24 protein-coding genes are annotated in these 21,704 nt (G+C 41.0%); 23 read left to right on the top strand and 1 reads right to left on the bottom strand.

Annotation, left to right across the window (positions count from 1 at the left end):
- Window positions 1-17 precede the first annotated feature (17 nt).
- The 7 genes from NRIC_RS09270 to recN are packed head-to-tail and all read left to right on the top strand — an operon-like array spanning window position 18 to window position 6,330.
- Window positions 18-872: a bifunctional methylenetetrahydrofolate dehydrogenase/methenyltetrahydrofolate cyclohydrolase gene (locus NRIC_RS09270; RefSeq protein ID WP_146622421.1), complete on the top strand. Its 855-nt coding sequence runs from the start codon at window positions 18-20 to the stop codon at window positions 870-872.
- 1 nt (window position 873) lies between these two features.
- A complete protein-coding gene (gene xseA, locus NRIC_RS09265) occupies window positions 874-2,226 on the top strand; it encodes an exodeoxyribonuclease VII large subunit (RefSeq protein ID WP_146622420.1) in 1,353 nt (450 codons plus the stop codon).
- A 20-nt stretch (window positions 2,227-2,246) separates the two neighbouring features.
- On the top strand, window positions 2,247-2,471 hold the full coding sequence (locus tag NRIC_RS09260) for an exodeoxyribonuclease VII small subunit (protein ID WP_146622419.1): 225 nt from the start codon (window positions 2,247-2,249) through the stop codon (window positions 2,469-2,471).
- Window position 2,472: 1 nt separating this feature from the next.
- Window positions 2,473-3,351 (top strand): polyprenyl synthetase family protein, encoded by an 879-nt coding sequence (locus NRIC_RS09255; RefSeq protein WP_146622418.1) that lies wholly within the window; start codon window positions 2,473-2,475, stop codon window positions 3,349-3,351.
- An 11-nt stretch (window positions 3,352-3,362) separates the two neighbouring features.
- On the top strand, window positions 3,363-4,178 hold the full coding sequence (locus NRIC_RS09250; RefSeq protein WP_146622417.1) for a TlyA family RNA methyltransferase: 816 nt from the start codon (window positions 3,363-3,365) through the stop codon (window positions 4,176-4,178).
- Between the two features lie 10 nt (window positions 4,179-4,188).
- Window positions 4,189-4,647, top strand: coding sequence for an arginine repressor (locus NRIC_RS09245; protein WP_146622416.1), 459 nt, complete (start codon window positions 4,189-4,191; stop codon window positions 4,645-4,647).
- Between the two features lie 12 nt (window positions 4,648-4,659).
- Window positions 4,660-6,330 (top strand): DNA repair protein RecN, encoded by a 1,671-nt coding sequence (recN, locus tag NRIC_RS09240; protein ID WP_146622415.1) that lies wholly within the window; start codon window positions 4,660-4,662, stop codon window positions 6,328-6,330.
- A gap of 28 nt (window positions 6,331-6,358) precedes the next feature.
- On the opposite strand, the gene NRIC_RS09235 is transcribed toward recN, so the two are convergent.
- A complete protein-coding gene (locus NRIC_RS09235; RefSeq protein WP_146622414.1) occupies window positions 6,359-6,475 on the bottom strand; it encodes a DUF4044 domain-containing protein in 117 nt (38 codons plus the stop codon).
- Between the two features lie 228 nt (window positions 6,476-6,703).
- On the opposite strand from NRIC_RS09235, the gene NRIC_RS09230 reads away from it, so the two are divergent.
- From NRIC_RS09230 to NRIC_RS09155, 16 genes are all read left to right on the top strand, one after another.
- Window positions 6,704-7,081: a DUF3397 domain-containing protein gene (locus NRIC_RS09230; RefSeq protein ID WP_146622413.1), complete on the top strand. Its 378-nt coding sequence runs from the start codon at window positions 6,704-6,706 to the stop codon at window positions 7,079-7,081.
- 162 nt (window positions 7,082-7,243) lie between these two features.
- Entirely contained in the window at window positions 7,244-7,675 is a 432-nt protein-coding gene (gene mraZ, locus NRIC_RS09225; protein WP_146622412.1) for a division/cell wall cluster transcriptional repressor MraZ, read from the top strand.
- A gap of 11 nt (window positions 7,676-7,686) precedes the next feature.
- Entirely contained in the window at window positions 7,687-8,646 is a 960-nt protein-coding gene (gene rsmH, locus NRIC_RS09220) for a 16S rRNA (cytosine(1402)-N(4))-methyltransferase RsmH (RefSeq protein WP_146622411.1), read from the top strand.
- A 5-nt stretch (window positions 8,647-8,651) separates the two neighbouring features.
- Complete coding sequence (gene ftsL, locus NRIC_RS09215) at window positions 8,652-9,032, top strand: cell division protein FtsL (protein ID WP_146622410.1); 381 nt, start codon at window positions 8,652-8,654, stop codon at window positions 9,030-9,032.
- Window positions 9,033-11,219 (top strand): penicillin-binding protein, encoded by a 2,187-nt coding sequence (locus tag NRIC_RS09210; RefSeq protein WP_146622409.1) that lies wholly within the window; start codon window positions 9,033-9,035, stop codon window positions 11,217-11,219. It abuts the gene before it with no gap.
- Between the two features lie 16 nt (window positions 11,220-11,235).
- Window positions 11,236-12,198 (top strand): phospho-N-acetylmuramoyl-pentapeptide-transferase, encoded by a 963-nt coding sequence (mraY, locus tag NRIC_RS09205; RefSeq protein WP_146622408.1) that lies wholly within the window; start codon window positions 11,236-11,238, stop codon window positions 12,196-12,198.
- A 12-nt stretch (window positions 12,199-12,210) separates the two neighbouring features.
- Window positions 12,211-13,575 (top strand): UDP-N-acetylmuramoyl-L-alanine--D-glutamate ligase, encoded by a 1,365-nt coding sequence (gene murD, locus NRIC_RS09200; RefSeq protein ID WP_146622407.1) that lies wholly within the window; start codon window positions 12,211-12,213, stop codon window positions 13,573-13,575.
- 42 nt (window positions 13,576-13,617) lie between these two features.
- Window positions 13,618-14,706: an undecaprenyldiphospho-muramoylpentapeptide beta-N-acetylglucosaminyltransferase gene (murG, locus tag NRIC_RS09195; RefSeq protein ID WP_146622406.1), complete on the top strand. Its 1,089-nt coding sequence runs from the start codon at window positions 13,618-13,620 to the stop codon at window positions 14,704-14,706.
- 16 nt (window positions 14,707-14,722) lie between these two features.
- Window positions 14,723-15,811 (top strand): cell division protein FtsQ/DivIB, encoded by a 1,089-nt coding sequence (locus NRIC_RS09190; RefSeq protein WP_227873778.1) that lies wholly within the window; start codon window positions 14,723-14,725, stop codon window positions 15,809-15,811.
- Between the two features lie 162 nt (window positions 15,812-15,973).
- The gene (gene ftsA, locus NRIC_RS09185; protein WP_146622405.1) at window positions 15,974-17,293 is read left to right on the top strand and encodes a cell division protein FtsA; all 1,320 of its coding nucleotides are present in this window, start codon (window positions 15,974-15,976) and stop codon (window positions 17,291-17,293) included.
- Window positions 17,294-17,320: 27 nt separating this feature from the next.
- Window positions 17,321-18,559 (top strand): cell division protein FtsZ, encoded by a 1,239-nt coding sequence (gene ftsZ, locus NRIC_RS09180; RefSeq protein ID WP_146622404.1) that lies wholly within the window; start codon window positions 17,321-17,323, stop codon window positions 18,557-18,559.
- Window positions 18,560-18,573: 14 nt separating this feature from the next.
- Entirely contained in the window at window positions 18,574-19,257 is a 684-nt protein-coding gene (locus NRIC_RS09175; RefSeq protein ID WP_146622403.1) for a YggS family pyridoxal phosphate-dependent enzyme, read from the top strand.
- 4 nt (window positions 19,258-19,261) lie between these two features.
- Window positions 19,262-19,846 carry a cell division protein SepF gene (locus NRIC_RS09170; RefSeq protein WP_146622402.1) on the top strand — a complete coding sequence of 195 codons (585 nt, stop codon included), beginning with the start codon at window positions 19,262-19,264 and terminating at the stop codon, window positions 19,844-19,846.
- A gap of 13 nt (window positions 19,847-19,859) precedes the next feature.
- A complete protein-coding gene (locus NRIC_RS09165; RefSeq protein WP_175580049.1) occupies window positions 19,860-20,132 on the top strand; it encodes a YggT family protein in 273 nt (90 codons plus the stop codon).
- A gap of 18 nt (window positions 20,133-20,150) precedes the next feature.
- Window positions 20,151-20,933, top strand: a complete 783-nt coding sequence (locus NRIC_RS09160; RefSeq protein ID WP_146622401.1) for a YlmH family RNA-binding protein — start codon at window positions 20,151-20,153, stop codon at window positions 20,931-20,933.
- 18 nt (window positions 20,934-20,951) lie between these two features.
- Complete coding sequence (locus NRIC_RS09155) at window positions 20,952-21,665, top strand: DivIVA domain-containing protein (RefSeq protein ID WP_146622400.1); 714 nt, start codon at window positions 20,952-20,954, stop codon at window positions 21,663-21,665.
- Window positions 21,666-21,704: the final 39 nt, after the last annotated feature.

Below are 21,704 nucleotides of genomic sequence, written 5' to 3'. Positions count from 1 at the left end.
TTAGAGGAGTGTTGTTCATGAGTACATTGATCAATGGAAAAGAATTAGCAGAAACGTTACAATCGAAAACGGCTGAACAAGTAGCCAGCCTGCAAAAAAAAGGATTACAACCAGGGTTAGTCGTTCTATTAGTAGGCGATAATGGGGCTAGTCAAATATATGTACGAAATAAAGAAAAGGCCGCTTCTCGGATCGGTATCCATTCAAAGGTCATGCGCTATCCAGAAACGATCTCTGAAGCAGAATTATTAGATGAAATAGCTTCTTTTAATCAGTCTGAAGAATACCACGGAATCTTGGTCCAGCTGCCTTTACCCAAACACATAGATGAAGAAAAAGTTTTACTGGCCATCGATCCGTCGAAGGATGTGGATGGGTTCCATCCAATGAATTTAGGCCGATTATTTGTGGGCATACCTGAAGCGATACCGTGTACACCTTATGGAATTATGAAGATGTTTGAAGCCTATGGAATTGATTTGGTCGGGAAACGCGCATTAATCATCGGCAGAAGCAACATTGTTGGCAAACCGATGGCCCATTTGTTGTTAGGGGCAAACGCGACTGTCACGATTGCACATTCCAAGACGGAACAGCTTCCTGAATTAGCCAAGGAAGCCGATATTTTAGTGGCAGCGATTGGACAAGGCCACTTCGTCACAAAAGAATTCATCAAACCCGGCGCTGTCGTTATCGATGTCGGGATGAACCGTGATGAGAATGGGAAGCTGATCGGAGATGTCAACTTTGATGAAGTGGAGCCTTTAACCAGCTACATTACCCCAGTCCCGGGTGGGGTCGGACCGATGACCATCACCATGTTGATGCAGCAAACGGTTGAAGCCTGCATTCGGCAGAATTCAGGTGAGTAAAGTGGCCCAAGAATATTTAACTGTTCGTGCGTTAACTAAATATATTCGGCGCAAATTTGATGCAGACCCGTATTTAGAGCGTGTTTATTTGACTGGCGAAATATCCAATTTTCGTCTTAGACCGAACAATCATCAGTATTTCAGCTTGAAAGATGAGCAGGCCAAAATAAACGCGATTATGTTCAAGGGAGCGTTTAATCAATTACGCTTTACACCTAAGGAAGGGATGAAGGTATTGGTTGTTGGCCGAGTGGCTCTATATGAAGCCAGCGGCATGTATCAAATTTATATCGACCACATGGAGCCTGATGGTGTGGGGGCTCTGTATCAAGCATTAGCTGAGTTACGTGAAAAATTGAATAAGGAGGGCTTGTTTTCACTGCCGAAGAAGCCATTGCCGCGTTTTCCAAAGCGAATCGCGGTCTTAACAAGTCCGAGTGGAGCAGTCATTCGAGATATCATTACAACCGTAAAACGTCGGTATCCGATCGCCCAATTGGTTTTATACCCAACGATTGTACAAGGAGATAAGGCAGCTGAGAGCATCGTAAAAAATATTCAGCGAGCAGGACAAGAAGATTTCGATACAATGATTATTGGACGAGGTGGTGGATCAATCGAGGATTTATGGCCCTTCAACGAGGAACGTGTAGCCAGAGCCATTGCTGCTGCCCCTATTCCAATTATCTCTTCAGTAGGCCATGAGACAGATACAACAATCGCAGACCTCGTTGCAGATGTGAGAGCTGCAACCCCGACTGCGGCAGCTGAACTGGCTGTTCCTGTGTTAAGCGAAGAATTGTTACGGATCAAGGAGCGGAAAAATCGTTTAGAACAAGCCTATTTGAATCAAATCGAACGTAAAAAGGAACGGTATCAACGTGCCATACATTCGTATATTTTTCGTCAGCCAATGCGTCTGTATGAGGCACAAAGCATTCAAGTAGACCGTTTGAATCAACGATTGCAGCAAAATATGCTGATGTTGGTCAATCAAAGAGACAGAGAACTGACTCAACTTGCAAACCGACTGGGGAAAGCTACTCCAATCAATCAAGTTTTGCAAAATCAACAACAGATTGCTTATCTGGCCAGCCGTTTGACGCAACAGATGGACATATACATGAAAGAAAAGGAACAAAAGCTGCAACACGCAATCGGCTCTCTTGATCTGCTCAGTCCACTGAAAATTATGGGACGAGGCTATGCCTATACGACCAAGGGAGACCAGGTCATTCGCTTAGTGAATCAGTTATCGTCCAATGACAAGGTGACCATTCATTTTTCAGATGGTGCAGCGGAAGCGACAATCGACCAATTAAAAAAATCAGAACCATCTTCTGATACGAATTAAGGATAGTAAGGAGAGAAACGATGGAAAATGCAACCTTTGAAGAATCACTGACTGAATTAGAAGCTATTGTTACTCAACTGGAGCGTGGTGATGTACCTTTAGAAGAGGCTCTAGAAGCTTTTCAAAAAGGAATGGTGCTAAGTAAACAGTGTCAGGATACTTTGACTAAGGCAGAAAAAACACTGACAAAAATGATGACTGAAGAAAATGAAGAGGTACCGTTCACAGGTGAGGAGGAAGCTTGAGATGTTGAAAGAATTTGCGTCTAAAGAGCTTCCAAAAGTTGAAAAAGAAATGTGTGATTTCATAAATGCGCATACGACGAACAAAGATTTGAAAGAAGCGATGCTTTACTCGTTACAGGCTGGCGGAAAAAGAATTCGCCCTCTGATCGTATTGTCAACGGCGTATTCGTTTTGTGGTCAATTGGGAGTGAATGCTTATCAAACAGCTGCTGCCTTGGAGATGATCCATACCTATTCGTTGATCCACGACGACCTGCCGGCCATGGACGACGACGATCTTCGACGGGGAAAACCGACGAATCACAAGGTGTTTGGTGAGGCTTTGGCGATTCTTGCCGGAGATGGGCTTTTTACCAGCGCATTTCAATCTATGACTCAAATGATCATGGAGCCAGAAGAGAAATTATTACTCATTCAACTGTTAACAAAAGCCGCAGGAACGGAAGGTATGGTGGCCGGGCAGGCTGGCGATATGGCTGCAGAAAAAACACAAGTTTCATTAGAAGTGCTAAAGCGAATTCATCGTGAAAAAACAGGAGCCTTGCTGACGTATGCATTTGTAGCTGGAGGAATTTTGGCACAGCAAACCGAATATGTGCTTGACCAACTTCAACAGCTCGGTGCTCATATGGGATTGGCTTTCCAGATTCGTGATGATCTTTTAGATGTGGTAGGCACAACTGAGGATCTCGGGAAAAAAGTTGGACAAGATGCAAGACAAGAAAAGAGTACTTATCCAAGACTTCTAGGCGTAGAAGGAGCAAAGCAAGCGCTGGTAAAAGAATTAAGCGCTGCGAAAAAGATTATTAATCAACTCATGGAGGTTGATGATTTTGATGCTGCTTTACTGGAAGATTTAGTAAGGATGTTTACACTGTAGGGGAGACAGACATGAAAAAAGAACGTGTCGATGTTTTGGCCTTTAATCAAGGCTTATTTGAAACCAGAGAAAAGGCTAGACGAGGTGTCATGGCCGGCTTGGTGTATGATCAGAAGAATGAACGATTGGACAAACCCGGAGAAAAAATTGCTGGTGACAGTCAGCTGCACGTAAAAGGACAGACATTGGCGTATGTTTCTCGCGGGGGGCTCAAATTAGAAAAAGCGTTGCGCGATTTTAATGTAGAGATCAATGGAAAAATAATGTTGGATATCGGGTCCTCTACTGGCGGTTTTACAGATGCAGCATTGCAAAATGGTGCAAAATTAAGTTATGCACTGGACGTAGGCTACAATCAATTAGCGTGGAAATTACGCCAAGATGAACGAGTTGTCGTGATGGAAAGAACGAACTTTCGTTATTCTACATTGAATGATTTTGACAAAGGCCAGCCAGAATTTGCAACGATTGATGTTTCATTCATTTCATTAAAATTGATTTTGCCTCCGCTAAAAAAAATTATTGTTGATGGAGGAGATGTCATAGCTTTGATCAAACCTCAATTTGAGGCTGGCAAAGAATTCGTTGGAAAAAAAGGAATTGTTCGCGACCCTAAAACGCATCTAAAGGTGTTGAGTGAAATTACTGATTTTGCTGTGACCCAAGGATTCAATGTTGAGGAATTAACCTATTCACCAATTACTGGTGGGGAAGGCAATATTGAATTTTTAGTCCATCTGAAATCTGCCGGGGAAACTGGAACAATCAATCCAGCGATTGATTTAAGTCAAGTTGTTGATTCAGCGCACAAGTATTTAGAGAAATAAGGGGGTTCCTATGCGAAAAAAGGATCGTCATCGATTAATCACTCGCTTATTAAGTGATTATGATATCAAACGTCAAGAGGATTTTGTGTCCATACTAACCAAAGAAGGGGTCGAAGTCACTCAGGCAACCATTTCAAGAGATATCAAGGAAATGAAACTGATTAAAGTTCCTGCTGCAAATGGCGGGTATCGGTACAGTATGCCTCACAAAAATGAAGAAAATCTATCGAATCGCTTAACGGAGTTGTTAAAGGAAGCTTTTTTGTCTGTTGACCAAATGGAAAAGTTCATTGTTTTGAAGACACTTCCGGGCAATGCCTCGGCAGCAGCCAATCTGATCGAAGGTCATTTCAACCGAGCATTATTTTCAATTCTTAATGATGACGACAGTGTGTTGATGATTGCTCGAACAGAAGAGGATGCGAAAAAAATTCTTCAAGATCTTCGCGAACGAAGCCAGAAAAGATAGGAGTAAGTTCTTATGTTACAGGAATTATCGATCAAGAATTTTGCGATTATTTCTTCTTTGCATCTAACCTTTGCGGATAAAATGACTGCACTCACTGGGGAAACCGGTGCAGGGAAATCGATCATTATCGACGCAGTAAGTTTGTTGGCCGGGGCCCGTTCCTCCGTAGAATATATTCGACAAGGCAGTGAACACTGTGTGTTGGAAGGGTTATTTGATTTGCCCATACACAAGGATTTTCAAAAACTAGCGAATGAATTGGGGATTGAAACAGAAGAAGGTATATTGGTCGTTCAGAGAGATATGAATGTTTCAGGAAAAAATATCTGCCGCGTCAATGGACGAATCGTAACATTATCGAATTTACGACGTATTGGCCATTATATTGTTGATATTCAAGGACAAAACGATCATCAAGAATTGATGAATCCTGATGCACATTTGCGTTTGCTTGACAGCTTTGGTTCAGAAGATTTTCAAGCGGAAAAGCGCAGATATCGTCATGCGTATCACGAGTATCTGGAGTTGGCTCAACGAGTTAGAAAATACAAACAGAATGAGCAAACGTTTGTTCAACGTATGGATATGTTAACTTTTCAACAGGAGGAGATTGGAAGTGCCGAACTGGAAGTTGGCGAAGAAGAACGGCTAATCGAAGAACGAGATAAGCTTGTGAATTTTCAGAAAATCGTAGATACATTGTCATACAGCTACCAAGCGTTGACCAATGATGAAGCAAGTGCATTGGACGGTATTGGTCTAGCTAGTCAGGAGTTGCAGAGTATTGCACCTTTAGATGATGCTTATCAAACCATTTCCGATAATGTTCACAGTGCCTATTATCTGTTACAAGATGCTGCAACTGAAATCAGTCGGCAATTGGATCTGCTCGAACTAGATGAGGAGCGGTTGGATACTGTCAATGAACGACTTGAACTCATTCATCAGCTGAAGCGAAAGTATGGGGATTCAATTGAAAGTATTCTTGCGTATTATCAAACAATCAGTCAAGAATTGATTGAGTCTGATTTCTCAGAAGGAAAGCTGGAACTTCTGGAAAAAGAACTTGAAGAAAAGAAAACCGATTTAACGGAAGACGCGTTGCAGCTTCATGCGAAACGCCAGAAAATCTCTAAACGTATTGAAGAAGCTATTCAACAAGAATTAAAACAATTGTATATGGAGAATGCTTGCTTTCACGTACATTTCAGCGAAACAACTATTACAGAGCATGGAATTGATGAGATTGAATTTTATATTACGACCAATCCTGGAGAGCCTCTGAAACCACTTGTCAAAGTTGCTTCGGGCGGAGAAATCTCTCGTGTTATGCTGGCTTTAAAAACTATTTTTTCTCGAAAACAAGGATTAACGAGTATCGTTTTTGATGAAGTGGATACAGGTGTAAGCGGTCGGGTGGCTCAGGCGATTGCAGATAAAATTTATCAAATCGGTGAAAATTCTCAGGTATTATGTATCACCCATCTTCCGCAGGTTGCTGCAAAAGCGGATCATCAATTGTTTATCCGTAAAGAGGTGGTAGAGAATCGGACGATCACCATCGTTGAGGAATTGTCACCTTCTGAAAGAATCGATGAGATCGCAAGGATGCTTGCGGGAACAGAAATTACCGAGTTGACCATTCAGCACGCCAGAGAACTGCTCGAGTTGGCAAAAAAATAGATCGAAGCGAAAGAGCTTCGATCTATTTTTACATTACGCTGATCAGACTGCTGATTACAAGTGAACCTACAATCAAAAGCAGCATTGCCCAGATAACGACTTTTGTGACTTTAGAGAAGGTGCTCGTCGATTTTTTTTCTTTCATAGATTGTCACGTCCTTGTTAAGATTCAGTATCATGATACTGCATTTCTGCAAGGACTGCAAATGAATCAGAACGGTTTATGCGGGTTTAAACATTTTTTCAACTGTGTGAAGAAAAATTGTTTTTTATTAAGAGTTGCTAAATCTATTAGATTTTAAATTAAATGAAACAAAAATGTAATGATAATGAAGTATAGTGACGGTAGTAGTTAATAAAGGAAGGAATGGGTTTGTTGGGGTCTTTTTCTCTAGTTTTGTTATTGTGGTATATTTTTCCAGTAATTGTCTTTTTGGCATCAGATTATATCGTAAATACGTTTAAATTGAAGCAGAAATTCAATATCAAAGTACCGGATATTTCAGTGCCTTTTTTAATCGTAGGAATGCATGAAATTTCAAAATATATCAGTACATTTTCAATACTGCCATATTTTTTATTGACGATTTTCTTCTTAGGAATCGGTATCGTAGCTTTTCAAGCTTATCGGTTTCGGGAAATCATGTACGGACGCTTTTTTAAGATGTTTTGGCGTTCCACTTTTTTGATGTCGATTTTACTGTATTTTATTCTGATTATCGTCAGCTTTATTCGATTGATATTTCAGTAAAAGACTTTAAAAAAACTGGTTATATCCACTTGAATCCTTGACAAAATAATATGGTTAGTAAAGGTCAGACAACTCTCGAAACAGTTTCCTAGAAAATGTGGTAGATTGTGGGGGATTGTGGTAGACTTAACTCATGTAGTGGGAGACAGGGGTGAGTCTAATATGTTCATGGGAGAATTTCAGCACAATATCGATGCAAAAGGACGATTGATCGTTCCATCGAAATTGCGTGAACAATTAGGCGAAAAATTTGTCGTTACCCGCGGGATGGATGGCTGCTTATTTGGCTATCCCTTAGATGAGTGGTCTAGCTTAGAGACTAAGCTAAATGAGATGCCGTTGTCAAAAAAAGATGCACGTACATTTGTGCGCTTCTTTTATTCTGCAGCAACAGAATGCGAGATTGACAAACAAGGGCGGATCAACATTCCAGCAGCGTTAAGAAATCATGCGACTCTTGAGAAGGAGTGTGTGATTATCGGTGTTGCAAATCGAATTGAGATTTGGAATGAGGCTCGATGGCGTGAATTTACAGAAATAACAGAAGCAAGTTTTGACGACATTGCTGAAACAATGGTCGATTTTGGATTTTAGGAAGAGGATTAATGATGGCGGCAGACTTTCAACATACAACCGTTTTACTGCATGAAACAGTAGATGGTTTGACTATCAAACCGGAAGGGATTTATGTTGATTGTACGCTAGGTGGGGCTGGACATAGTGAGTACTTACTAGAACAGTTGGGTCCAAACGGTCATCTTTACGCGTTCGACCAAGATCAGACAGCGATCGATCATGCAGCAGTACGTCTTGAAAAATATGTGAATCAAGGTCAGGTTACATTCATCAAAGCAAATTTCCGCGAAATCACCTCCCAATTAGAGCGACTTGGAGTTTCTGAAGTGCACGGAGTTTTATACGATTTAGGTGTATCTTCTCCGCAGCTGGATGAAGCTGAACGTGGGTTTAGCTACCACCAAGATGCTCCCTTAGACATGCGCATGGATAGAGACGCTTCTTTGAGTGCCTACCAAGTGATCAATGACTTTTCCTATAATGAGCTGGTAAGAATTTTCTTCCGATATGGAGAAGAAAAATTTTCAAAACAAATCGCTCGACTAATTGAAAAAAGACGCTCAACCGCACCGATCAAAACTACTGGTGAGCTGGTTGAAATCATAAAAGAGGCAATACCTGCTCCAGCACGCCGCAAGGGGGGACACCCTGCAAAACGGATTTTCCAAGCCGTTCGAATTGCTGTTAACGATGAGCTGGGAGCAATTGAAACCTCATTGGAACAGGCGATCCATTTGCTGGCACCAGAAGGAAGGATCAGTGTGATCACCTTTCATTCTTTAGAGGATCGAATCGTTAAAGCGATGTTTCGAGAATTTAGTGAGCCGAAAGATTTGCCTCCTGGGTTACCAGTCGTACCCGAAGAATATCAACCAATTTTAAAAACAATCACAAGAAAACCGATCATTCCGCAAGCGGATGAATTAGAAACAAACAATCGCGCACGAAGCGCAAAATTAAGGATTGCAGAAAAAACGAAGAGAGGATAGGAATTATGGCTGAATTGAAAAATGATCAACAACGACCATTTGATTATGCACGACCAGAACAAACAACTCAAATGCCAGATTCCTTTGATGTCTTTGTCTCTCCTGCAGAACGATTAAAAAAGGTTTCTCGAATTGAAAAGATCGCTGTGGTTGGCTTATTGCTTATGTTGATTGCTACAGCTGTTTTGATGGTGAATATGCGTAATGATGTCAGCAAGACCCAAAATGAGATCAGCAATATTCAATCTCAAATCGATGAAAAGGAAAAAACAGCTACACAACTTCAACAAGAAAAAAATGAGCTGTCTCGTTCAGACCGTTTGAAAGAGATTGCCGAAAAAGCTGAACTTAAGATCAATGACGAGAATTTAAGGAAAGTGAAGTAAATGAGCTTTAAAAGGATTAAACGAAAAATCCGCAAAAAAAATCTAACTCCGATGAACAATCGCAAAAAAGTAGGTATTCTTTTATTTGCTACGAGTATTGGATTGTTCTTTTTGTTTGCCGTTCGAATGATTTATGTCGTGGCGGGTGGACATGTAGCAGGAACCTCTTTGAAAGAAAAAACTGAAGAGCTCTACCGTGGCGAGGAAGTCGTCAAGGCGAAACGTGGCACAATCTATGATCGTAACGGTGTTGCGATTGCAGAGGATGCCACTTCTTATTCTATTTATGCTATTTTGTCAGAAAGCTTTACTTCGGGTGAAGAGAAACTCTACGCTCAAAAAAAAGATTTCTCTAAACTGGCAACGATCATTCATGACAACTTAGGTATCAAAAAGAAAGCTGCTCTTAGTCGTTTGGAAAGTGGTCTAAATAGCGAAGGAAGAGCTAAATTTTATCAAGTCGAATTTGGTTCAAAAGGAAAAAATATTTCAGAAGAGAAGAAACAAAAGATTCAGAAAGATATGGAAGATGCAGGTGTCAAAGGCCTGTATTTCGCCGAACATACAGATCGAATGTATCCTAACGGAGCATTTGCTTCCCATTTTATCGGGTATGCCACCCCTAATGAAGATGAAAATCTGGAAGGGAAAATGGGATTAGAAGCAGCATACGACGATGTGCTGAAAGGAAAAGACGGGAAAATCGTCTATCAAAAAGACAATACTCAAAAGCCGCTGCCAGGAACAGTAGCAGAGCAGAAAGCTGCAGAAGATGGCGAGGACATTTATACGACTCTAGATTCAGGCCTTCAAAGTTACTTAGAAACGCTGATGGATGAAGTCGATGAAAAAGCTAAAGCAACAGAGATGACTGCTATGCTGATGCAAGCCAAAACAGGAGATATTTTGGCTATGTCGCAACGTCCTACCTTCAATCCAGAGACAAAAGAAGGCTTGGACGAAGAAAATGTTTGGCGGAATTTCTTAGTTGAAGATAATTTTGAACCGGGTTCGACGATGAAAGTATTTACCACCGCTGCAGCGGTAAATGAAGGAATTTTCGATGAAAATGAATCGTATGTGTCTGGTAAAATCAAAGTTGCGGATGCTACGATTAATGACCATGATCTTGGTGAAAAAGGTGTTTTGACTATGCGCCAAGCATTGTCTTGGTCAAGTAATGTGGGTATGGTAATGCTTCAAGAGCGGCTGGGAAATAAATGGCCAGAATATATGAAACAGTTCGGCTTCGGTCAAAGTACTTATTCAGCGCTGCCCAATGAGAGCAAAGGGACATTGCCATCCAGTAATATTGTTGACCAGGCTATGAGTGCTTACGGCCAAGCGATTGGGGTAACGAATTTTCAAATGATGCGCGGCTATACAGCAATTGCAAATGATGGGAAAATGCTGCAACCTCACTATATCAATAAAATCGTGAATCCAAATGATGGAAAAGAGATTGTTACAAAGCCAGAAGTAGTAGGTGAACCGATTACGGCTGAAACAGCGCAAACCATTCGTGAGTATATGCGGGATGTAGTTGAGAGTCAAAATTATGGATCTGCATATGACCAATACAATGTACCTGGCTACCATATTTCAGCCAAAACGGGAACAGCACAGATTTCTGAAAATGGAAGATATTTAACGGGTGCCACCAATTATATTTATTCGATCGCTTTGATGCTGCCTTCTGAAGATCCTGAGTATATTTTGTATTTAACATTGAAACAACCGGAGCATTACCCTGCAGGAATTTTAGGTGAAATCGCTAATCCTTTGTTAAATCGTGCAATGGAATTCCAAGGGAACGAAACTGATTCCAGTAGTACAGAGGATGAGCAAGTGACGGTCGAAGATTATCGGAATCTAAAAACAGAAACCGCTGCATCAGATGCGAATAAACGTGGAATGACAGCAGTTGTGATCGGCGATGGCAAAAAAATCGTTCAGCAATCTGCAAAGCCAGGTGAAAAAATGATGGCGAATGAACGATTGATCCTATTGACTGACGGAAAAAAGGAAATACCAGATATCAGAGGCTGGTCCAAGGCAGATATACTGAAGCTTGCTTCACTGCTGGATATTGAGGTCAGCTTTAAAGGGGAGGGGTACTGTACAAAACAAAGTATCGAACCCTATAGTGAACTATCCAATAAGAAATTGAAAATTACCCTGGGTTAAGACTGGAGAGAAAAGAATGGAACCGGCACAATTATTTATTGCCTTTGTCAGTAGCTTTGCGATGACTGTCGCTTGGATGCCGTTTTTGATTGGCTATTTTAGAATGAAGAAGCAAGGACAAGAAATCAGAGAGGAAGGGCCGAAGTGGCACAATTCAAAAGCTGGAACTCCGACAATGGGCGGAGCCGGGTTTTTGAGTGCAGCAGCAGTCACGATTATTTGGTTTAGTATTTGGCAAAACCAGTTTACGACATCTCTCGTCATACTCTTGTTTGTTCTTTTATTTTATGGCTTGATTGGTTTTTTAGATGACTTTTTAAAGTTAGCAAAGAAACAAAACGAGGGGCTGACATCCAGGCAAAAGTTCGTAGCACAAGTAATTGTAGCGGTCGTATTTTATCTCGTTTATCGGATGGAAGGTTACCCAAATAGCTTAAATCTATTTGGGTTAGATCTATCTTTAGGAGTCTTATATGGTGTATTTGTTGTTATTTGGTTAGTAGGTTTTTCAAATGCAGTCAACCTGACGGACGGTATCGATGGACTAGTGTCAGGTTTAGGCACGATTTCTTTTGCAACTTATGCTATCATTGCATGGAATCAACAGCAGTATGAGGTATTAATCGTTTGTTTAAGTGTGGTCGGGGGATTGATGGGCTTTTTCCCGTATAACAAAAAACCGGCAAAAATTTTTATGGGCGATGTAGGATCATTGGCGCTCGGGGGATTATTAGCGGCCGTCTCAATCATGCTTCATCAAGAATGGACATTGCTATTGATTGGGTTAGTGTACGTATGTGAAACTGCAAGTGTCATGATTCAAGTAACTTCATTCAAATTAACTGGAAAACGTGTTTTCAAAATGTCTCCCTTACACCACCATTTCGAGATGTCTGGGTGGTCAGAATGGAAGATAGATATCATTTTTTGGTTGGTTGGATTAGTGTCTGCGCTAGTTGTTCTATTGACTGTATTGTAGGAGATGACTGAAATGAAAGAAGTAAAACAATATCAAAATGAAAAAGTTCTGGTCTTAGGTCTGGCTAAGAGCGGGTTTAGTGCGGCCAAGTTGCTACATCGCTTGGGCGCGCTTGTTACTGTAAACGATGGAAAGCCCTTTGATGAAAATCCAGCGGCTCAGGATTTGCTGGAGGATGGCATTCGAGTGATTACTGGAAGCCATCCTATTGAATTATTGGATGAAGATTTTTCCTTAATGGTAAAAAATCCAGGGATTCCTTACAGTAATCCGTTGGTCAGAAAAGCTGAGCAATTACATATTCCTATTTTAACAGAGGTCGAGCTCGCTTATTTGGTAGCTGAATGTGCGATGATTGGTATTACTGGTACGAATGGGAAAACAACCACTACGACCATGATCGGATTACTTTTAAATCAAGAACGCGAAAGTGGGAAGGCCTATCTTGCGGGTAATATTGGTTATCCAGCGAGCGAAGTTGCCCAAAAAGTGACAAATTTAGATGACATGGTGATTGAATTGTCCAGCTTTCAACTAATGGGAATTGAAAAATTCAAGCCGCACATTGCGGTCATCACGAATATTTACGAGGCTCATTTAGATTATCATGGTACGCGAGAAAATTATGTTGCTGCTAAATGGGCAATTCAGGAGAATATGCAGTCAGAAGATTTTTTGATTATTAACTGGGATTCTAAAGAATTGCAGGATTTATCTAAAGTTTCAAAAGCCTCGATAGTGCCGTTTTCTGCGAAACAAATTTTGGAGAACGGGGCTTATCAAAAAGAGAATGAACTTTATTTTAGAAATGAGCGAATCATGAAATCCGATGAACTGGGCGTACCAGGGATTCACAACATTGAGAACGCATTGGCTGCAATTGCAGCAGCAAAATTGAAAGGTGTGTCGAATTCGGCAATTCGCACAGCACTAAGTCATTTCAATGGCGTTGCTCACCGGACACAGTTTGTGACAGCGATTAATGATCGAAAGTTCTACAACGATTCAAAGGCGACCAATAGTCTAGCTACTGAAATGGCGTTAAGCGGCTTTGAAAACTCTCAAGTCATTTTGCTGGCAGGTGGTTTAGACCGCGGAAATGATTTTGATGAATTGATTCCCTCGTTGGAAGGCTTAAAGGCCGTCATTTTGTTTGGGGAAACCAAAGAGAAAATGGCAGACGCAGCAAAACAAGCTGGGATAGAAACGATCCTGATGACCGAAAATGTTGAAACAGCTGTTCCAATGGCATACGAACTGAGTCAGCCTGGAGACAACATCTTGCTTTCACCAGCTAACGCAAGCTGGGACCAGTACTCCAGCTTCGAAATACGTGGCGATAAGTTTATGCAAGCAGTTGAGAGTTTAGAGGCCTAACAACCAGTAATTACTTTTGATGGATTAAATGAAGGAGACAAAATGAAAATACTTGTAACTGGTGGAGGAACTGGAGGACATATTTATCCGGCTTTAGCCTTTATACGTTATGTGAAGGAAATCCAACCCGAAACGGAATTTTTATATGTAGGGACACATCGTGGCTTGGAGAACAAGATCGTTCCAGAAACAGGTATTCCTTTCACGACAATTAAGATCCAGGGATTCAAACGAAAGCTATCTTGGGAAAACCTTCAGACAATAAAACTCTTTGTGGCTAGCGTGAACCGCTCAAAAGGAATCTTGCGTGAGTTTAAACCGGATATTGTCATTGGGACTGGAGGGTATGTTTCAGGAGCGGTCGTATTTGCAGCTGCACGAATGAAAATTCCTACGATCGTCCATGAGCAAAACAGTGTGCCAGGGATGACGAATAAATTTCTGAGCCGCTTTGTTGATCGCGTGGCGATAAGCTTTCCGGATGCGCGGGAGTATTTTCCCGATAACAAAACGATACTTGTTGGAAATCCACGTGGTCAAGAAGTGGCTTATATGAAAGCTTCAGATGTTTTAAAAGAGTATGGGTTAGATCCCAACCAACCAACTGTTCTCGTTTTTGGAGGGAGTCAAGGCGCCTTAAAGATCAATCAAGCCATGGTCGAAGCTATTCCTCAGCTCTCCAAAAAAAATTATCAGGTTTTATATGCTTCTGGTGAACGCTATTTTGAAGAATTAAGTGCGCAATTTCCTGATCGTAAACGATGGAAAAATATTTCCCTGCAGCCTTATATCAAAAATATGACTGAAGTCATGACCAGTGTTGAGCTACTGATCGGTCGGGCAGGAGCAACTTCTATTTCTGAGTTTACTGCTTTAGGGCTGCCAGCTATTTTGATTCCCAGTCCTTACGTGACAAATGATCACCAAACTAAAAATGCGCAAAGTTTGGTGAAGGCTGGAGCGGTTGAGATGATCAAGGATACAGATCTAGATGGGAACCGATTGATCGAAGCGATTGATCAAATCATGGAAGATCCAGTACTACGGACTAAAATGGCAAATGCATCAAAAAAGGAAGGAATTCCAAACGCAGCTGAACGGTTATGGAAATTGGTAAACGAAACCATATGATCAAGGAGGTGAACGTGTGAGCAATGATAAGGATAAGCCCAAAAAACAACCTAATGACTTAAATGATATGACACCTTGGCAACAGGCAAATCTAGAATATTTGAAAAAGCTTGACGAAGAGAAGCAAAAGAGCTTGGATGATGAAAAGACAACTTCGGAAAACGAAAAACCAACTGAGGAATCAGAGCCAGCAGGCACAGATAGTCCCAACGATCATGAATCGTTGGAGCCAATAGAAAATGAAGAAGACTTTGAAGACCTAGAAATGTTCGAGGATCATTCAGGTGGTCCTGCAAATGGCTCCTTTTTAGATCGTTTGCCGAATATCAGACATGAGCGGTATCGACGGCTCTATCGTCGTTCTACGTTCTTGGTCCTATTGTTTGCGTTGCCTTCTATTTTTCTTTTATACTATATTTCTCCTTTAAGCAAACTAGCTGATGTTACTATCACTGGAAATGAACAGGTTTCAGCACAAGAAATCAAAAAGGACTTAGACTTTTCGATTGGTGAAAATCTTTGGCAGCAATATTTCCAAAGAAATGAATACATTGCTCAACTAAAAAAACAGGAGCTGCGTATCAAAGATGCTACGATCCGGTTTAACGGAGCAAACAAGTTTGAGGTTGATGTGAAGGAATACCACGAGGTTGCCTATTTAGAACATGATGATAAGTATTCTCCTGTTTTGCCAAATGGAAAGATCATCCCTCTTAATATGGATCAAGCCAAAGGTGGACTGCCTATCTTGGAAGGTTTCACTGGTCCAGGGCGTATTTTGAGTGTATTAAAGCAGTACGACCAGCTGTCTGAAGAAGTGAGACAAGGTGTTTCGCAAATCAAATATGCGCCATCGGAAGAAAATGAAGAGTTGCTGCAAATTTTCATGAATGATGGAAATCAAGTGCTGGTGAGTATTCCGGAAATGAGCAAAAAAATGTATTATTATCCACAAATCGTTAAAGAAATGGATGCGGCAGATTTTAAGGGAGTTGTTGATATGGAAGCGGGAATTTACAGCTATCCATACCCCGAAGAAACGTCTGATTCTGGCTCTATACAAGAATCAACGGAAGAAACGGTGCCATCTACTGAAAATGATTAAAAATATCCGAAGAAAATGCGGATTCTCCTTTTTAATTCTAGAGAAAATGTGGTAAAATTGTTGGCAGTGAGTATATTTACAAGAAATATATGACGTGCTTGAAAAAGCAAAGAGATTTTCAATTGACATAATGACGAAATATAAGTAGGAGGAATCCCGTTCATGGCAAAAACAGGAATGTATGTGGGCCTTGATATCGGAACGACATCAGTGAAAGTAGTCGTTGCCGAGTACATCGATAGCCAAATGAATATAATTGGTGTTGGAAACGCAAAATCAGAAGGAATCAATCGTGGAATTATCGTGGATATCGATAAAACGGTTCACGCGATTCAACGAGCAGTAAAGCAGGCCGAGGAAAAAGCTGGGATTCAAATCAAAAGCGTGAGCGTTGGTTTACCAGCAAACTTATTAGAAGTTGAGCCATGTCAAGGGATGATTGCCGTAAACAATGAATCGAAAGAAATTACAGATGAGGATGTCCGCAATGTAGCTTCAGCTGCAATGGTTCGCTCTGTTCCTCCTGAAAGACAAATTGTTTCTCTATTGCCTCAAGAGTTCACAGTAGATGGTTTCGAGGGAATCAAGGATCCGCGTGGCATGATCGGTGTTCGTTTAGAAATGTTCGGACTAGTTTTCACTGGTCCAAAAACGATTATTCATAACATACACCGCTGTGTTGAAAAGGCTGGACTAACTGTTGCTGAGACAATCATTACACCTTTGGCGCTGACAGAATCCATATTGTCGGATGGTGAAAAAGATTTTGGCACGATCGTCATTGACATGGGCGGGGGCCAAACAACTACCTCGGTGATGCATGATAAACAGTTGAAGTTTACGCATGTCGATCAAGAAGGTGGCGAGTATGTCACTAAAGATATCTCTATCGTTCTAAATACATCGTTCAACAATGCTGAAGCGTTAAAAATCAATTATGGGGATGCTTACCCATCAAGAACATCAAAAGAAGAAGATTTTCCAGTTGATGTGATTGGGAAGACGGATCCGATTAAGGTTGATGAGCGCTATTTGGCAGAGATCATCGAAGCGAGATTGGAACAAATTTTCAGCAAAGCAAAAGAAGCTTTAGATGAGATTGAAGCATTGGATCTTCCTGGAGGAGTGGTTCTTTCTGGAGGTGCTGCCAGTCTACCGGGTGTAGTTGATTTAGCTGAGGATATTTTTGGCACGAATGTCAAACTTCATGTTCCTAATCAAATGGGTCTGCGCAATCCAGTATTCACAAACGTAATCAGTATTGTTAATTATTCTGCAGAGCTAAATGATGTTTATCACCTAGCAAAAACAGCAGTAACTGGTGAAAAAGCAGTTCTAGCTCCTCAGGCATCGGCAGTGTCTACCACACCTGTCTATGACGATTATGATGCAGTAGAAGAATATGAAGAAGAAACAAAACCAAAAAGCGATGAAAAAGTGACAGGGAAGATCAAGGATTTCTTCTCAAATATTTTTGATTAGTTCATAAGGACATAGGAGGAACAGAACATGGAATTTTCATTGGATAATAACATCAACGAAGGGGCTGTCATTAAAGTCATCGGTGTTGGTGGCGGTGGCGGAAACGCAATAAACCGAATGATTGAAGAAAACGTTAAGGGCGTTGAATTTATTGCAGCAAATACGGATGTCCAAGCTCTTAGAAACTCAAAAGCAGAAACAGTGATTCAATTAGGGCCAAAGTATACACGCGGTTTAGGAGCAGGTTCTCAACCAGAAGTTGGAAAGAAATCTGCTGAAGAAAGTGAACAAGCAATTCAGGATTCTCTTGAAGGTGCGGATATGATCTTCATTACTGCTGGAATGGGTGGGGGCACCGGAACAGGTGCAGCACCAGTCGTTGCGAAAATCGCTAAAGAATTAGGCGCGTTAACAGTAGGCGTTGTGACTCGACCATTCAGCTTTGAAGGACCAAAGCGCGGCCGTTTTGCTGCAGAAGGCATCTCATTATTAAAAGAAAATGTAGATACCTTGTTAGTTATTTCCAATAACCGTTTATTGGAAGTAGTGGATAAAAAGACACCGATGCTCGAAGCATTCCGTGAAGCAGATAATGTTTTACGTCAAGGGGTTCAGGGGATCTCTGATCTGATTACCGCTCCTGGCTATGTCAACTTGGACTTCGCAGATGTTAAAACTGTGATGGCTAATCAAGGAACAGCATTGATGGGAATCGGTGTTGCCAGCGGTGAAGACCGTGTGATTGAAGCGACTAAAAAAGCAATTTCTTCACCATTGCTTGAAACATCAATTGATGGTGCAGAGCAAGTGCTGCTGAACATTACTGGTGGTTTGGATATGACGTTGTTTGAAGCTCAAGATGCTTCAGATATCGTTGCAAATGCTGCAACCGGTGATGTAAATATTATTTTAGGTACATCAATCAATGAAGATATGGGCGATGAAATCCGTGTAACGGTTATCGCAACGGGGATTGATCCTGCAAAAAAGGAGCGTAAGGCTAGCCGTCCCAATCAACGGGCTAGTCAAATCCAATCTGTTCCACAAAAACCACAATTAGAGATAGAAGCAACAAGAAATGCTGAACCGCAATCAGCTTTCGGAGAATGGGATATTCGTAAGGAAGACAATATCCGACAAAAGGTTGAAGATCCACAATTTGACAATATCGAGAAAAAAGAATTCGATACCTTCCGTCGGGAAGAAGTTAAAACTGATAATGACGAAGAACTAGATACACCACCATTCTTTCGCCGTAGAAAATAAAAGGGGGAGAGCACATGATCGCTGACAACTTGCATATTATCAGGCAAGAGATTCAGGAGTCGTGTGCTCTCGTTTCTCGTAACTCGGAAGAAGTAACACTCGTAGCAGTAACTAAAAGTGTTGGCACTCCAGAAGCAGAGGAACTAATCCAACATGGCGTTGTTGATATAGCGGAAAACCGTGTCGATCTGATGTTGGAAAAGCAATCTCAGCTTGCAAAGTACACAGATGTTCGCTGGCATTTGATTGGAAATCTTCAACGTCGAAAGGTAAAGAATATCATTAATCAAATTGACTATTTCCATGCACTGGATAGTCTACGATTGGCTGAAGAAATTCAGAAGCGCGCTGAGAAGCGAATCAATTGTTTTATAGAAGTAAATGTTTCTGGGGAAGAAACAAAGCATGGCATCCAGCCCGATGAATTGGATCAATTTATTCTAAGTTTGCAAGAGTTGACCAATGTCTACATTGTCGGATTGATGACCATGGCACCCTTGGATGCCACTGAGAATGAGATTCGACAGATTTTTAAAGCGTTGAAGCAATTGCAAGAAAGCATAAAGAAACTGGAGTATGCACACGCTCCTTGTACAGAGCTCAGCATGGGAATGAGTCAAGATTTTACAATCGCAGTCGAAGAGGGAGCAACGTTTGTTCGGGTAGGCACCGCATTATTTAAGGAAGGTAGGGATTGAATCGATGGGAATTAGTCTTGCAAAAATAAGTGATTTTTTTGGATTGGCGGAAGGTGACATAGTGGAAGAGACTGTGCCAGCTGTTTCAAAACAGCCAGTCACAAGACGACCAAAGCGTGAAAAAAGAACAGCTCCAGAACCTAGATACAATCAGCCGAAAAAGCGCGAACAAGTTGTTCGATCAACAGAGTCTGCACCTCAACGACCTGCTGCACAAAAAGCGGTTCGTAAAACGGAAAAGATTGTTTCTATGCCAAAATCTGAAAGCGTACAGCAACGGATGGCACCACAAATGGCAGAATCAAAAAGTGGAAGAATTTCTGTAATTGAACCGCGTGCTTACAATGAGGCCGTAGTGATCGCCAAGCGTGTAGCTAATGGAGAGACGGTATTGATTAATTTTCAGTCTTTGGATGAGGCGAGGGCTCGACGAGTCGTTGACTTTTTGACCGGAGCTGTTTATATGGTAGATGGAGATATCAAACGTGTTGGAAACGAAATGTTCTTATGTACGCCAACGAATATTGAGATTGACAATTCAACGTTGCAATCGATGGCAGATCAGGATATTTTTGGATTAGAAATGTAAAGGAGCTTTTTATTTGTTACTTTTTACTTTACTGAATGCATTTAATCGATTCGTTAATTTGTATACAGTTTTATTGATTGTTTACGCATTGCTATCTTGGTTTCCCGGTGCTTATCAATCGGGGTTAGGAAAATTATTAAGTCGTATCTGTGAGCCATTTTTAAACTTATTTAGAAGATTACCCTTGCAGTTTGGCGGAATTGATTTTTCCGTAATGGCAGCAGTACTGGCCTTAGGATTGATTACTAGAATCATCAATCAAATAGTCTTTGGTATTGTCTATTAATCAAAGGGGGTGAGAGGCATGAATGAGAATGTGTATCAGCATTTTCGGACAGAGGAACGGCCCTTTATCGATCAAGTCGGCAATTGGTTGGAACAAGTTGAAAGTCAATATGCCCCTTATTTGACCAATTTTTTAGATCCGCGTCAAGCATATATCTTAGAGACACTGACGCGAGAAAATAGTGAACTAAGTTTTATGTTTTTTGGCGGATATGAACAAGCGGAACGCTGCCGATGTATGATATATCCTGAATATTATCAACCAGCGTTTGATGATTTTGAAATCGTTACAGTAGAAATTAAGTACCCACAAAAATTCACGCAATTATCTCACGGGAAAATCTTGGGAACGTTGATGAATACTGGAATGAAGCGAGAATTTTTCGGAGATATCATTTCTGATGGTGAGCGATGGCAAGTATTTTTAACGAACGAAACGGCAAATTATGTGGAGACACAAGTTACAAAAATTGGACGTGTCACCGTTCATTTAGAAGAGCAACCTTATACTGAGATCATTCTTCCGAAAGATACATGGTCAGAAGAGAGTATGACGGCCTCCTCTTTGAGGCTCGATTCAATTATTTCTACTGTTTATAATATTTCGAGACAACGTTCGAAACAGTTGGTGGAAGCTGGAAAAGTAAAAGTCAACTGGAGCACGAACGAGCGTCCGGATTATATGTTGGATTTATTAGATATTATTTCGATTCGTGGATTCGGACGAATTCAAATCCAAGGCATCGAAGGGAAAACCAAAAAAGAGAAATTCCGTTTGCGCTTAGGCGTTTTACGAAAATAATTATACGAGGTGACATAAATGGCATTAACTCCATTGGATATTCAGAACAAAAACTTCTCCACAAAGATGCGGGGATACAACCAAGACGAAGTCGATGATTTTCTAGATATGGTTGTTCGCGATTATGAAGAAAGCATCGCGAAAAATCGTGAATTGGAAAAATCATTGAAGCATGCAGAAGAAAAACTGGAATACTTCAACGAATTGAAAGAAGCTTTGAATCAATCTATCGTTGTGGCACAGGATACTGCGGATAAAGTTAAATCCTCAGCAAGCAAAGAGTCCGAAGTAATCGTGACCTCTGCTCAAAACCGTGCCGACGAAATGATTACAAATGCTGAGAAAAAGGCGCATTTGTTGACAACAACAGCCGAAGAAAAGGCAAAAGAGATCTTGACTGATGCTACAAGCCAAGCTCGTCAATTAGCCAGCGAAACCAACGACTTGAAGAAAAAGACCCGTGTCTTCCACCAACAATTATTATTGTTATTGGAAACACAACTTGAACAAGCAAAAAGTGGTGATTGGGATGAAGTCCTGAAACCAATGGCATCATACGTTGACGATAGTCATGAGATCATTCGCAACGTTCTCGCTGATGAACTTGACAATAGTACGGAGTTTGCAGTAAACTCAGAAGAGTCAATTTTTGACAATGCTCCCGAACCAACTGAAGATATGGGATTGACGATCGATATCCCTGATTTGATTAATACAGATTCAAAAGACTAGACCAGAAAAGCTGATTAGATTCTTGAAGCGAGCCGTTGA

Source organism: Enterococcus florum (assembly GCF_004309355.1).
Taxonomy (GTDB): Bacteria; Bacillota; Bacilli; order Lactobacillales; family Enterococcaceae; genus Enterococcus_A; species Enterococcus_A florum.
Note: the sequence above shows the minus strand (reverse complement) of the source record. Positions and strands in the feature narration are given on the sequence as shown.